This is a genomic window from Kitasatospora sp. NPDC028961 (genome assembly GCF_055564815.1).
This window is the reverse complement of sequence record NZ_JBVHVO010000018.1, coordinates 39337-52277: the sequence shown is the minus strand read 5'-3', so window position 1 is coordinate 52277 and position 12941 is coordinate 39337. Positions and strand designations below refer to the sequence as shown.

At 74.7% G+C, this 12941-nt stretch carries 11 protein-coding genes; 5 read left to right on the top strand and 6 right to left on the bottom strand.

The annotated features are described in order from the left end of the window. Window positions 1-76: 76 nt before the first annotated feature. Complete coding sequence (locus ACZ4UX_RS25975) at window positions 77-943, top strand: (2Fe-2S)-binding protein (protein WP_465708428.1); 867 nt, start codon at window positions 77-79, stop codon at window positions 941-943. 190 nt (window positions 944-1133) lie between these two features. On the opposite strand, the gene ACZ4UX_RS25970 is transcribed toward ACZ4UX_RS25975, so the two are convergent. From ACZ4UX_RS25970 to ACZ4UX_RS25950, 5 genes are all read right to left on the bottom strand, one after another. Then, window positions 1134-2186, bottom strand: a complete 1053-nt coding sequence (locus ACZ4UX_RS25970; protein ID WP_465708427.1) for an ABC transporter permease — start codon at window positions 2184-2186, stop codon at window positions 1134-1136. A gap of 123 nt (window positions 2187-2309) precedes the next feature. Further along, window positions 2310-3944, bottom strand: a complete 1635-nt coding sequence (locus tag ACZ4UX_RS25965; RefSeq protein WP_465708426.1) for an alpha-amylase family glycosyl hydrolase — start codon at window positions 3942-3944, stop codon at window positions 2310-2312. Window positions 3945-4078: 134 nt separating this feature from the next. Next, window positions 4079-4795, bottom strand: coding sequence for a bifunctional 4-hydroxy-2-oxoglutarate aldolase/2-dehydro-3-deoxy-phosphogluconate aldolase (locus ACZ4UX_RS25960; protein WP_465708425.1), 717 nt, complete (start codon window positions 4793-4795; stop codon window positions 4079-4081). Then, on the bottom strand, window positions 4792-6414 hold the full coding sequence (locus tag ACZ4UX_RS25955; RefSeq protein WP_465708424.1) for an N-acyl-D-amino-acid deacylase family protein: 1623 nt from the start codon (window positions 6412-6414) through the stop codon (window positions 4792-4794). Before ACZ4UX_RS25955 ends, ACZ4UX_RS25960 begins: the two co-directional genes overlap by 4 nt. After that, the gene (locus ACZ4UX_RS25950; protein WP_465708423.1) at window positions 6414-7715 is read right to left on the bottom strand and encodes an alanine racemase; all 1302 of its coding nucleotides are present in this window, start codon (window positions 7713-7715) and stop codon (window positions 6414-6416) included. Before ACZ4UX_RS25950 ends, ACZ4UX_RS25955 begins: the two co-directional genes overlap by 1 nt. Window positions 7716-7841: 126 nt before the next feature. Here ACZ4UX_RS25950 and ACZ4UX_RS25945 point away from each other — a divergent pair, with 126 nt between their 5' ends. The 3 genes from ACZ4UX_RS25945 to ACZ4UX_RS25935 are packed head-to-tail and all read left to right on the top strand — an operon-like array spanning window position 7842 to window position 10364. After that, window positions 7842-9131 (top strand): sugar kinase, encoded by a 1290-nt coding sequence (locus tag ACZ4UX_RS25945; RefSeq protein WP_465708422.1) that lies wholly within the window; start codon window positions 7842-7844, stop codon window positions 9129-9131. Continuing rightward, the gene (locus ACZ4UX_RS25940; RefSeq protein WP_465708421.1) at window positions 9128-9889 is read left to right on the top strand and encodes an IclR family transcriptional regulator; all 762 of its coding nucleotides are present in this window, start codon (window positions 9128-9130) and stop codon (window positions 9887-9889) included. Before ACZ4UX_RS25945 ends, ACZ4UX_RS25940 begins: the two co-directional genes overlap by 4 nt. Before the next feature lie 58 nt (window positions 9890-9947). Continuing rightward, a complete protein-coding gene (locus ACZ4UX_RS25935) occupies window positions 9948-10364 on the top strand; it encodes a RidA family protein (protein ID WP_329490901.1) in 417 nt (138 codons plus the stop codon). Window positions 10365-10455: 91 nt separating this feature from the next. Here the strand turns inward: ACZ4UX_RS25935 and ACZ4UX_RS25930 are convergent, their stop codons facing one another. Beyond that, window positions 10456-11670, bottom strand: a complete 1215-nt coding sequence (locus ACZ4UX_RS25930) for an MFS transporter (RefSeq protein ID WP_465708420.1) — start codon at window positions 11668-11670, stop codon at window positions 10456-10458. A gap of 226 nt (window positions 11671-11896) precedes the next feature. On the opposite strand from ACZ4UX_RS25930, the gene ACZ4UX_RS25925 reads away from it, so the two are divergent. After that, a complete protein-coding gene (locus tag ACZ4UX_RS25925; RefSeq protein ID WP_465708419.1) occupies window positions 11897-12616 on the top strand; it encodes a DUF2470 domain-containing protein in 720 nt (239 codons plus the stop codon). Window positions 12617-12941: the final 325 nt, after the last annotated feature.

The following is a 12941-nucleotide window of genomic DNA, read 5'->3' as shown; positions in this document are numbered from 1 at the left end:
ACGACCGCCCGCCCGCAGGCAGCCCGGGGCTCCGCCGGCCGACCCCGTGCCCGCCGGTCGCCCGGGCGGTCGGCCGATGACCACCAGCACGCCCGACTACCGCCGACTCTCCACCGTCGGCCCGTACTTCGCCCTGGACTCCGGCGCCTCGCCCGCCGAGGCCGCCCCTCCGGGATTCCGCCCGCTGCGCGAGCTGTACGCGCACGGGCCCCGCTCGCCGCTGGCCGATCGGGTCCGGGTGGTGGCCCACCGGCTCGGCACCGCCGAACCCCGGGTGGCGGCCTCGATCCTGCACCTCGGGCTCGCCGCCCGGTTCTGCTCGGTGGGCCTCGGCGCCGCCGTCCTGCTGGGCACCGTCCCCGCGCTGGACCCCGACCGCGCCTACGTGCGCATCCCGGAGCAGGGCCCGATCGACCTCTGGACACCGCACGAGGCCACACCCCACGAAGCGACACCGCATGAAGCGACACCCCACGACGGAACGCCCCACGGCGGGACACCGGACCACCGAGCGGCGTACCACGACGCCCCCCACCCCCTGCAGCCGCCCACCCCGGCTCCGACCGGCCCCCGCGCCAGCGACGAGCAGCTGGCCGACCGGCTCCACCACGTGCTCGTCCAGGGCCAGTTGACGCTGCTCGCGGCCGCCGTCCGGGCCGCCGTACCGCTCTCCGGCAGACTGCTCGACGGCAATGCCGCCTCCGCCCTGGCGGGGGCCCTGCGCATGCTCGACGCCCACGCGGCCCCCGGCCGGGCCCGCGCCCTCGTCGCGGCGGTACTCCGCCGGCCACCGCTGGCCGACACCGGGGAGCTGCGCGGCACCGGCTTCCGGCGCACCAGTTGCTGCCTCTACTACCGGGTCGGCCCGGGCACCGGCGTCTGCGGCGACTGCTGCTTCACCAGCCCGCCCGAACCACGCCGCCGCGAACCACGCCGCTCCTGACCACGCCACCCCGAACCACGCCGCCCCTGACCCCACGCCGCCCCGAGCCACGCCGCCCCGAACCACGCACCCCCCGCCCGAGGCGCAGCGCTGCGGCCCGCGTGCGGCCTGTCCGGGGCCGGGCGCGGGCCGCCTATCCCCACCCGGCGCCGATGCCCGTGGCGGCGGGTGAAGCCTTCCGGTGTCACGGTCAGACCGCGACCGCCTCCGCCATCTCCTCCTCGGCCTCCGCCTCCGCCTCGACCGCCGACCGGCCGCGCTTCTCGTACGCCGCCGCGCCGACCATCACCGCACCGCCCAGCGCCAGCCAGAGCGCCAGGGTCAGCACGTGCCCGCCGAGCCCGGCGCCGCCGTCGAAGTACAGGACGCTGCGGGCGCCCTCCAGGAATCCGGCGCCGGTCCAGAAGGCGTGCAGGGCACCGAAGAAGCCGTTCTGCAGCTCGGGCCGGTAGATACCGCCCGAGGTGGTGAAGTTCAGCATCACGAACAGCACCATCATCGTCAGCGTGGTCCACCGCTTCAGGAAGCTGTGCAGGCCGATGCCGATCGCGAGGACACCCGCCGAGTACAGCCAGCCGAGCGCCCAGACGGCCGCCAGGTCGTGGTCCACGACGTGGAAGACCGGCCCGGCGGTGCCGATGCCGATCACGCTCACCGCCAGCGAGACGGCGAGGCCGACCAGGGCCCGGGTCCGCATGCCGAGGGCGGCGCCGGCCGCACCGATCACCGCGACGCTCGCGTAGGAGCCGATGCTGAGCGCGACCAGCAGGAAGAACAGGCCCTGGCCGGTCGGGTCGCCCTTGCCGGGCGTGGCGAGGTCGGTGACGGCCAGCGGCACGCCCTGCTGGTCGGTGACGTTCCGGAACACCGCCTCCGCCGCCATCGCGGAGGTGTCGGACCCGCCCTTGGCGACGATCAGTTCGGGGCTCCGGGCGTCCGGGAGGAACGCGCCGACCAGGTCGCGGTCGCGCAGCTGCTGCTCGGCGGCGTCCCTGGTCGCCAGGGTGCTGACGTCGAGCGCCGGGCCGGCCTTGGCCCGGACGGCGTCCGCCAGGCCCTGCGCCTGCGGGGAGGTGCCGACGACGGCGACCTTCAGGTGGTGCGGCTCGGGCTGGTGGAAAGCCCCCTGGTAGGCGAGCGCCATGCCCAGGCACATCAGCAGCGGGGTGAGCAGGTGGACGGCGAGGTGCTTGAGCGCGTGCCCCGGGGTGGGCGCCGCGGCGGTGGTCTGGGGTGCACTCATGGCGTTCGTCTCATCCTCCGTTGCCGGGCATAGAAGATGGTAAATGCAACCATCTGGATGCAGTGTACAACCATTTCGAGGACGAGCGAAAGCCCGGACCCACCCCCGCGCGGCCCGCCGGGCTCAGACCAGCTCGAACACCCCGTACGAGAACCCGTCCGCCCGGAGCTCTCCGTCGACCACCCGCACCCCCTGCACGTCCAGCGGCCGCACCGCGACCGGACCAGCCGCGCCACCCGACCGGACCGCACCGCCCGGACCGCCCGGCAACGCCGACCCGAGCGGCACCACGGCCGGCTCCCGCCGCGGATTGACCGCCACCAGGTACCGCCCCGCCCGGGTGTACACCAGCGGGTAGCCGTCGCTGCGGACCTCGACCGCACCACCCGCCCCCAGGCCCGGATGAGCCCGCCGAAGCGCGATCAGGCGCCGGACGGTGTGCAACAGCGAGGTCGGGTCGGCCCGCTGCGTGGCCACGTCCGCGCGGTGCGGGTCGGGGTCGACCGGCAGGTAGAGCCGCTCGGCGGGAGCGGTGGAGAAGCCGGCGTTCGCCCCGGGCTCCCACTGCATCGGCGTGCGCGAGCCGGCCCGGTTGTACCGCGGACCGAGCGTGCTGCCCTCCACGTCGGGCAGGCCGGGAAGATAGCGCATGCCGATCTCGTCGCCGTAGTACACCGCCGGCAGGGTGGGCCAGGTGAGCTGGAAGGCGAAGGCGGGGGCGAGCTGTTCGGCGGTCCGCGGGCCGGTGGCGAGCCGGGAGAAGTCGTGGTTCGCGGTGGGCAGCGCGATGTACCCGGCACCCTCGGTGAGTTGGGCGGCGCTGCGCCAGGCGTCGAGGAAGACCCGCGGGGTGCCGCGGCCCTCGGCCTCGAAGTAGCAGGGGCCCTGCTTCCAGTACTCCTCGACCGTGCCGGTGCCGTTGTTCCACAGCGAGCGGAGCGGCAGGCCGTGGTCGGCGCCGCCGAACTGGAGGAAGAAGTCGGCGTGGAAACCGGCCGCGACGGCGGCGGCCGGGTCGCCCCACTCGGCGAGCAGCGCGGCCTGCGGGTGGGCGCGGTCGAGCCAGTCGCGCAGCTCGGTCCAGAGCTTGGAGGTCTCGACGAACCCGGGGTCGTCCTTGACCAGCGAGGAGGCCATGTCGACGCGGAACCCGGCCAGGCCGAGGTCCAGCCAGTGCGCCATGATCCCGCGCAGCGCGGCGCGGTTCGCGCGCGGACCGTCGGCGTCCACCGGCTGTCGCCAGGGCTGGTCGGAACGGCTCTGCGCGTAGCCGAAGTTGAGCGCCGGCTGGCAGTCGAAGAAGTTCGGCCGGTACCAGCCGGGGCGGCTACCGGGCGAGGCGACGAAACCGTCGACCGGCCGGTCCGACCAGATGTAGCGGTCGTCGTCCCGGTCCTCGGCGGCGGCCAGGAACCAGGGGTGCCGGTCGGAGGTGTGACCGGCGACCAGGTCGAGCAGGATCCGGATGCCCCGGCCGCGCGCCGCCTCGACCAGCGCGGCCAGGTCCTCGGTGGAGCCGTACCGGGGCGCGGGCGTGAGGTAGTCGCTCACGTCGTACCCGGCGTCCCGGAACGGCGAGGCGAAGCACGGGTTCAGCCAGACCGTGTCGACCCCGAGCCAGGCCAGGTGGTCCAGGCGGGCGGCGATGCCCGCGAAGTCCCCGATGCCGTCGCCGTCGGAGTCGGCGAAGGTCTGCGGGTAGATCTGGTACAGGACGGCGTCGGCCAGCCAGTCGGGGCCGGGGCGGGTCGAGGTCATGGGGTGGATCCTCCTACCGGGTGCCGGGGTCCGGAACCACCGATTCTCGTCCAATCCCGGCCGTCCCGACAGCCCCCCTCCGGCACCGCTCCCCCGGGGCCCGGGCCTTCCCCGGCGACCCGGCCCCGCCGCGCCTACCGGCCGCCCACGGCGCAGGCCCGGGTGAACACCAGCGCCCGCCGGGCGATCTCGGCCCAGTCCCCGGCCGCGACGGCCTCCGGCGCCACCACGTCCGTCCCCGCGCAGACCGCGAGCGCGCCCTGTGCCAGGAACTCCGCCGCGTTGCCCGCGTTGACGCCGCCGGAGGCGACCAGCGGGACGTCCGGGTAGGGACCGCGGAGGTCCTTGAAGTAGCCGGGCCCGAAGGTCCGGGCCGGGAAGATCTTGACGGCCGCGGCGCCGAGGTCGACGGCCTGCGCGACCTCGGTGGGGGTGAGCGCGCCCAGCACGACCGGTACCCCGGCGGCGTGCGCGACCCGGGCCACCTCGGGCCGGCAGCCGGGCGTGACCAGGAAGGACGCGCCGGCGGCGATGCCGCGCTCGGCCTGCTCGGCGGTCAGCACCGTACCGACCCCCACCCGGTGGCCGGCCTGCGCCGCCCTGAGCAGATGATCCGTCACACCGGGTGTGGTGTAGGTGAATTCGGCCCAGGTGATGCCGCCCTCGGCGAGCGCGGCGCAGAGCGCGGCGGCGTCGGGTATCCGGGGGGCACGGACGACGGCGATCACCGGATCGGCGGCCAGCGCGGCACGCGCGTCCGCGAGGACGGAGGCGGCCGCGGGAACGGAAGCGGCCGCGGCCGCGGCCGCCGTCACGGAAACGGCATCGGAGACGAAGGGCGAAGGGCTCATGCGGCTCGGGTTCCTCGATCGGTTCGGCGCAGGGCGCGCCCGGGCCGGGCGCCCGTGGTGCGGCCCTGCTGGACGACGGCGGTGCCGTTGACGTAGACGTGCTCGATACCGGCGGCGGGCCGCCGGGGCTGGTCGAAGGTGGCGGTGTCCTGGACGCGTTCGGGGTCGAGGAGCACCAGGTCGGCGTGGAATCCGGGGGCGATCCGGCCGCGCCGGTCCAGCCGCAGCCGGGCGGCGGGCCGGCCGGTCATCCGGGCGATCGCCTGCTCCAGGGTCAGCACGCCCAACTCCCTGCTGTAGTGCGCGAGATAGCGGGGGAAGGTGCCCCAGGCCCGCGGGTGCGGCCGGGCCCCTACCAACAGGCCGTCGCTGCCGACGGTGTGCGCGCGATGCCGCATGATCGCCCGGACGTTCTCCTCGTGGCCGACGTGCTGGAGGATGGTGGTGGCCAGCTCGTCCCGGCGCAGCAGGTCGAGGAAGACCTCCGTCCCGCTGCGGCCCTGCTCGGCGGCCAGCTCGGCGACGGTCCGGCCGACGGCCCCCGCCAGCTCCTGGTTCCGGACACCGGAGAGCTGGATGGTCGCCCAGTCGGTGACCACCCCGTGGCAGCCGTCGCTGCCCTTCACCTCCACCTCGTACCGGATCCGCTCGCACGCGTCCGCCTCACCGAGCCGGGCCAGGGTGGCCTGCGGGCCGCCCTCGGCGGCCCAGCCGGGCAGCAGGGCGGCCAGTGTGGTGGAGCCGGGCAGGTAGGGGTAGCTGTCCAGGGTGAGGTCGATGCCGTCGGCGAGCGCCCGGTCGACGAGGTCGAGCAGTTCGCCCGCCCGCCCCTGGTTGACGCCGAAGTTCATCGTGGCGTGGGTCAGGTGCAGCGGGCAGCCGGACCGGCGGGCGATCTCCACCATCTCGGCGTAGCCCTCCAACGCCCCTGCTCCGTAGGACCGTTGGTGCGGTGCGTGGAATCCGCCGTACTCGGCGACGACCCGGCAGAGGGCGACCAGTTCGGCGGTGTCGGCGTACATCCCGGGCGTGTAGGTCAGGCCGCTGGAGAGGCCGACGGCGCCTTGGGCCAGGCCCTGGGCCAGCAGTTCGCGCATCCGGTCGAGTTCCCCGGCGCTCGGGGCCCGGTTCTCCCACCCCATGGCCAGCATCCGCAGCGAGCCGTGCGGGACGAGGTAGCAGGCGTTGACGGCCGGCCCGGTCCGGTCCAGCCGGTCCAGGTACTCGCCGACGGTGCGCCAGTCCCAGTCGAAGCCCTCCGGATCGCCGTTCCACCCGGCGATCTGGCGGCGCAGCGCGGGCAGCGTGCCGTCGTCGACCGGGGCGTAGGAGAGGCCGTCCTGGCCGAGGACTTCGCAGGTGACGCCCTGGGTGACCTTGGCCGGGTGGTCGGGTTCGAGCAGCAGGGCCAGGTCGGAGTGGGCGTGCATGTCGATGAAGCCGGGGGCCAGTACCAGGCCGTCGGCGTCCACTTCGCGGGCGCCGCCGAGCCCGTGCCCGAGCTCGGCGATCCGTCCCTGCCCGATCCGGACGTCGGCCCGGTACCGGTCGGCGCCGGTGCCGTCGACGACGGTGGCCCCCTTGAAGACGAGGTCATCGACCGGAGACTGAGGCTCCATCAGAAGTACGTCCTGATCAGTCCGGTGACCTTCGGATCGACTGCGGAGGCGTCGTCCAGCACCGGGATCATCGTCCACTTGTCGAAGGCGGTGCACGGGTGGGACACCCCGAGCCGCAGTACCGCGCCGACCGGCGCGAGGTCGCCGGCGTCCCGCAGGAAGGCGTGCTGGTCGTTGAGCGCGGTGATCCGGGCCGCCGTGCCGGTCAGCACCGGGCCGCCCCGGACGAGTTGGGGCTCCGGCAGGCCCTCGTCGAAGGGCAGGTCGCGCTTGCCCGCGTCGAGCAGGGCCAGCTGCGGCTCCGGCCGGGAGACCACCCGGGCCCAGCCGTGCAGAGCGCCCCGGAAGGGCGTCGGACCGGCCCCCCGGGCCAGCGGGGAGATCCCCCGGTAGAAGCCGTCGTCGTGGGCGATGTAGGCGCCCGAGCGCAGCACCACAGAGGCCTCCGGCAGTGCGGCCAGCTCCTCGACCACCAGGTCGAAGTAGGCGCTGCCACCGGCCGTGACGATCGGCGGGGCACCGTCGGCGTAGCCGCCGGCCAGCCGTCCGTGCAGGTCGGCGAGGGCGCGCAGGTAGCCGCGGACGGTGGCCAGGCCGTCGGCGCCGGCGTCGTGGGCCAGTGCGCCCTCGTAGCCGCCGATCCCCGCCAGTCGCAACGTCGGCGCGCGCAGCACCGCGGCGGCGACCTCGACGGCCGCGTCGACCCCGCGGGCGCCGGTCCGCCCGCCGGGGCCGCCGAGCTCGACCAGGACCTCGACCGGTCGTTCGGCACCGGCCGCGCGCAGCGCCTCGTCCATCAGCCGGACGCTCTCGGTGGAGTCCACCCAGGAGACGAAGGCGAACGACGGGTCGGCGGCCAGCTCACCGGCGAGCCAGCCGAGCCCGGCCGGGTCGAGCAGGGTGTTGGCGAGCAGGATCCGCCGGACGCCGAACGCCCGCGCCACCCGGACCTGCGGGAGGTTGGCCAGGGTGATGCCGTGGCTTCCGGCGTCCAGCTGGGCCTGCCAGAGCGCGGGCGCCATCGTGGTCTTGCCGTGCGGGGCGAGGGCGACGCCCGCCTTGGCGCACCAGTCGGCCATCGTCCGCACATTGTGGTCGAGCGCGGCGGCGTCCAGGGTGAGCAGCGGGGTTCCGAAGCCGGCGAGGGTGGGCCCGGTGGCGAGGTAGTCCCGCACGGTCGACCCCCACGCGGCGGACGGCAGCGCCTTGAAGCGCCAGTCGAGCACCTCGTCGGCGAGGGCCGCGACCGCGCCGGTGTCGATGCCCGGTCCGGTGCCGCTGCTTACGAAGGTCTGGTCCACCGTGTTCTCCTTACGTGTTGCAACATGTGCAACGAGGGTTGCACATGCTGGCATCACGGTTCTAGCATCGGCGCCGGACGAAGGTCAACGGAAACGGTCAGCCGCAGCACACGAGGAGCCCACCAGATGCCCCGACAGGACGCCGCCGTGAGCTCGGGCACCCCGCCGCTCGACAGCCCGACGGCGGCCGGCCGGGCGGAGCCGGGCCCGACGGCGGTACCGGGCGGACCTTCGGCGCACGACGGCCCGGTGGCCCACGGCGGAGCGGCGACGCGCCCGACGCCCGGGACCCCGACGGCGGTCTGCGTGGGCGAGTCGATGGCTGTCCTGCTGCCGGACCGGCCGGGCCCGCTGGAGGCGGTGGAGAACTTCCACCTCTCGGTCGGCGGCGCCGAGTCCAACGTGGCGGGCGCCCTGGCGGCGCTCGGCGTGTCGAGCGCCTGGATCAGCCGGGTGGGCGACGACGGCTTCGGCCGCCGCCTGGTCGGCGAGGTCGCCGCCCGCGGGGTGGACGTCTCGGCGGTCGCCGTCGACCCGCACCGCCCGACCGGCCTCTACCTCAAGGAGGTCGGCGGCTCCACCGGTGCCCGGCACGACCTCGGTCCCGGGCGCAGCCGGCTGCACTACCACCGGCGCGGCTCGGCCGCCGCCGCGCTCTCGGCCGCCCTGTTGGACGACCCGGCCGCCGTCCGCCTGCTCGCCGGTGCCCGGTTGCTGCACCTGTCCGGCATCACCGCGGCCCTGTCCGACGACTGCCTGGCCCTGCTGCGCGCCCTGCTCGCCGACCGCCGCCCCGGCCGGCTGACCAGCTTCGACCTGAACTGGCGCCCCGCGCTCTGGCTGGACCGTGACCCGGCCGTCCTGCCCCCGTTGCTGGACGCGGCCGATCTGCTGCTGCTCGGCGCCGACGAGGGCGAGGCCGCCTTCGGCACCGGCGACCCGCTGGCGCTGCGCCGCCGGTTCCCCTCCCCCGCCACCGTGGTGGTCAAGGACGCCGCCCGGACGGTCACCGCGCTGGAGCGGGACGGCGCGGCCGTCACCGAACCGGCCCTCGCCGTCGAGGTGGTCGAGGCCACCGGCGCGGGCGACGCCTTCGCGGCCGGCTACCTCGCGGCCACCGTCCGCGGCCTGGACCAGCGCCGCCGGCTGCGGCTCGGCCACCTCAGCGCCGCCTGCGCGCTGACCGCCCACGGGGACCAGGCCGAACTGCCGCCCGAGCCGGTGGTCGCCGCACTGCTGAACGCCTCCCCCCGGGAGTGGGCCGCCACCCGGGTCTCCGCGGATGGCATCGTGTCCCCCGTACTGCCCGCGGCGGCGCCGCCCCGGCCGGTCCCGTCCGCGACGGCGGCGCCGGTGACCGGGGGCGGTGTCACCGACCCTCGACCGGCCGCCTCCCCGGCCCTTGGAGCACGATGAGCCAGACCGTCACCCGCGCCCTGCGCATCCTCGCCGAGCTCGGCGAGGGCGAGCGCTCGCTGGACCAGCTCGCCGAGGTGCTCGGCGTGCACAAGACCACGGTGCTGCGGCTGCTCCAGAGCCTCGAAGAGGAACGATTCGTCTACCGCGACCCGGCCTACCGCTACCACCTCGGCGCCGGCCTCTTCGCCCTCTCCGGCCTCGCCCTGGAGCAGCGCGGCGTCCGCCGGATCGCCGCGCCGCACCTGGCCGAGCTGAACGCTGCCACCGGCCAGACCGTGCACCTGGCCGCGTACGAGGGCGGGGAGGTCGTCTACATCGACAAGTACGACTCGCGCCACCCGGTCAGGATGTACTCGCGGATCGGCCTGCGGGCGGCCCTGCACAGTGCCGCCGTCTCCAAGGTGCTGCTCGCCGACCTGCCGGTGCCCGAGCGGCGCCGGGTGGTGGCCGGCATCGACTTCACCCCGCACACCGCCCGCACCCTGACCACTCCCGAGGCGCTGCTCGCCGAGCTGGAGAAGGTCGCGGCCCAGGGCTGGGCGCAGGACCACGCCGAGCACGAGGCCTTCATCAACTGCGTGGCGGCGCCGATCCGGGACGCCAGCGGACGCGTCGTCGCCGCCGCCTCGATCTCCGTCCCCGACGTCGTCCTCCCCTACGAACAGGTGCTGGAGCTACTGCCCCAGCTGCTCGCCACCGCCCGCGCCGTCTCCGCCGACTGCGGGCAGAACCCCCAGGCTCCCCACACCGGCTGATCAGCCGGCCCCGCCGGCCCCGGACCAGCCGACCCGCCACCACCAACCGAGGAAGCCCATGAGCGACCAGAGCGACAAGACCGAGATCCGCACCGACGGCGCCCCCGCCCCGGCCTGGATGTTCTCCCAGGGCGTCCGCAAGGGCCCCATCCTCCAGGTCTCCGGCCAGGGCCCGCAGGACCCGGCCACCGGCGAGTACCTGCACCACGGCGACGTGAAGGCGCAGACCCGCCGCACGCTGGAGAACGTCAAGGCGATCGTGGAGGCCGGCGGCGCCACCATCGAGGACGTGGTGATGTTCCGCGTCTACCTGACCAAGCGGGCCGACTTCCCGCTGATGAACGAGGTCTACGCCGCGTTCATCGAGGAGAACATCGCGCCGGGCGGCGTGAAGCCCTGCCGCACCACGATCTTCGTCGAGCTGCCGCAGGAGCCGATGCTGGTCGAGATCGACGCACAGGCCGTGATCGGCTGACCGGCCACCGAGACGCGCAAGCCGTCGGCTGACCCGCCGCGACAGGACGCGCGGGGCCCGGACGAGTGTCCGGGCCCCGCGCGTTCCGCGCTCACCGCCCGGCGGTGACCGCCTCCTCGGCGGCCGCGCCACCGCGCGCCACGACCCTGCCACCCGCGCCGGCCCCCCGCCGCTCCAGCGCGCCGGAGAGCAGCGCGACCCCCAGGGCGGCGGCGGCCATCAGCCCGCCCACCCAGTTCGGCGCGTCGTAGCCGAGCCCGGACGAGATGACCAGCCCGCCGAGCCAGGCGGCGAGCGCGTTGCCCAGGTTGAAGGCCGCGATGTTGGCGGCCGAGGCCAGCGTGGGCGCGCCGGCCGCCTGGTCCATCACCCGCTTCTGCAGCGGTGCGACGGTCGCGAAGCCGAACACGCCGATCAGCGGGATGGCGACGATCGCACCGACCCTGCTGTGCGAGGCGAGGGTGAAGGCGAAGAGCAGCACCGCCAGCACCGCCAGGATCACGTACAGGCTCCGCATCAGCGCGCGGTCGGCGAACCAGCCGCCGAGCAGGTTGCCGACGAACAGGCCGACGCCGAACAGGAAGAGCAGCCAGGTCACGCTGGAGGGGGCGAAGCCCGCCATCTCGGTCATCATCGGCGTGATGTAGGTGAACATCGCGAAGATGCCGCCCCAGCCGAGCACCGTCATGCTCAGCGCGAGCCAGATCTGCGGCTTGCGGAAGACGGCCAGCTCCGGGCCGAGCCGGGTGTCCTCGGCGCGCGGCTGGACGGGCACCAGGGCCGCGATGCCGGCGAAGCCGATCGCGCCGAGCGCCGCGACCACGTAGAAGGTGGAGCGCCAGCCGAAGTGCTGGCCGAGCAGGGTGCCCATCGGCACGCCGAGCACGTTGGCGGCGGTGAGCCCGGTGAACATCAGGGCGATGGCACCGGCCCGCTTGTGCGGGGCGACGAGGTCGGCGGCGACCACCGAGCCGATGCCGAAGAAGGCGCCGTGCGCGAAGGCCGCCAGCACCCGGCCGACCAGCAGCAGACCGAAGGCGGGCGCGACGGCGGAGACCAGGTTGCCGGCGATGAACAGGCCCATCAGCATCAGCAGCATCCCCTTGCGGGGGATCCGGGTGCCGAGGACGGTGAGCAGCGGGCCGCCGATCACGACACCGAGTGCGTAGCCGGAGATGAGCAGGCCGGCGGTGGGGATGGACACCGAGAAGTCGCCGGCGACCTCGGGCAGCAGGCCCATGATCACGAACTCGGTGGTGCCGATGCCGAAGGCGCTGATCGCCAGCGCCAGGAGCGCGAGGGGCATGAGGGGACCGCTTTCCAGAGCGTACAGAAGCGTACAGAAGATTGCGTGTGCAACTACCAGCGTCGACAATACGACCGATCGGCGGATACTTGCAAGCGCTCGCTATCTCCATCTGCAATCCCTTGGATCCGCGCACCCTCCATCGCGACCCGCGAACCACCCCCGCCACCTTGCCCTCCCCTGGCGAAGTGATTAGGTTAGCCTCACCTAACTAACGGAGGTCGTCATGAGCCCCAGCCCCGTCGACGTCGAGGCGCCCGAACCCACCGCCGCCGAACGGGTCCGCAGCCTGCTCAGCGCCACCTCCTCCGTGGTGATCCGGGCCTGCGGCGAGTACCACGACCTGGACACCCCGGTCTCGGTGCGCGGCTCCCGGCTGCGCCTGGACGCACCGCTCGACTCGCCGCTCACCCTCGCCGTGACCCGCGAGCAGGACGGCCTGGCCGTCGTCCTGGACCTCACCGACATCGCCCCGGTCGCCGTCCGCGACCGCGTCCGCGGCCGTCTCACCCTGGCCGGCCGGCTGCACCTCGCCCACCTCGCCGACGACGGCCTCAGCGTCCACCTGCGGCTGGACGTCACACACGCCGTCCTCTCCACCCCGTACGGCACCACCGCCCTCACCGGCGCCGACCTCGCCCTGGCCGCGCCCGACCCGCTCGCGCGCTTCGAGGCGGCGATGCTCACCCACCTCGCCGACGACCACCCGGACGCCCTCGCCCTGCTCACCCGGCTGCTGGACCGCGAGTTGCTCGTCGGACACCCCGACGTCCGCCCGCTGGCCCTCGACCGGCACGGCCTGGTGCTCCGCCTGGACCACCCCTGGGGCCACCGCGACGTCCGCCTGGTCTTCCCCGAGCCGGCCCGCGACGCGGACGAGTTCGGCCACCGCGTGCACCAGTTGCTGACCTCCGCCGACAGCGACCTGCCCGCCCACCGGCCCTGAACCCCCGCCGGGGCAGCCCATTCTTTTCACCGCGACCGCCGACCGAGGATTGACGGCCCGTCCGACCGCGGACGGGCCGTCGGCATATCCCGGAAGGCCCCTCAGGAAGGCCTCCCGGAAAGGCCTTCCGCACGACGGAACCGACCCCTCGGAAACGCCGGAGGGAAACCCTGAGCGCGGGGGGGCTCATGGCCGGTCAGAAGGGCACGAAAAAGGCCGGCCCGGGGGGGGGGGGGGGGGGGGGGGGGGGGGGGGGGAGGGGGGGTGGGGGGGGGTGGGGGGGGGGGGGGGGGGGTAGTGTGAGGCGGCGTGGTGGAGTGGCCGG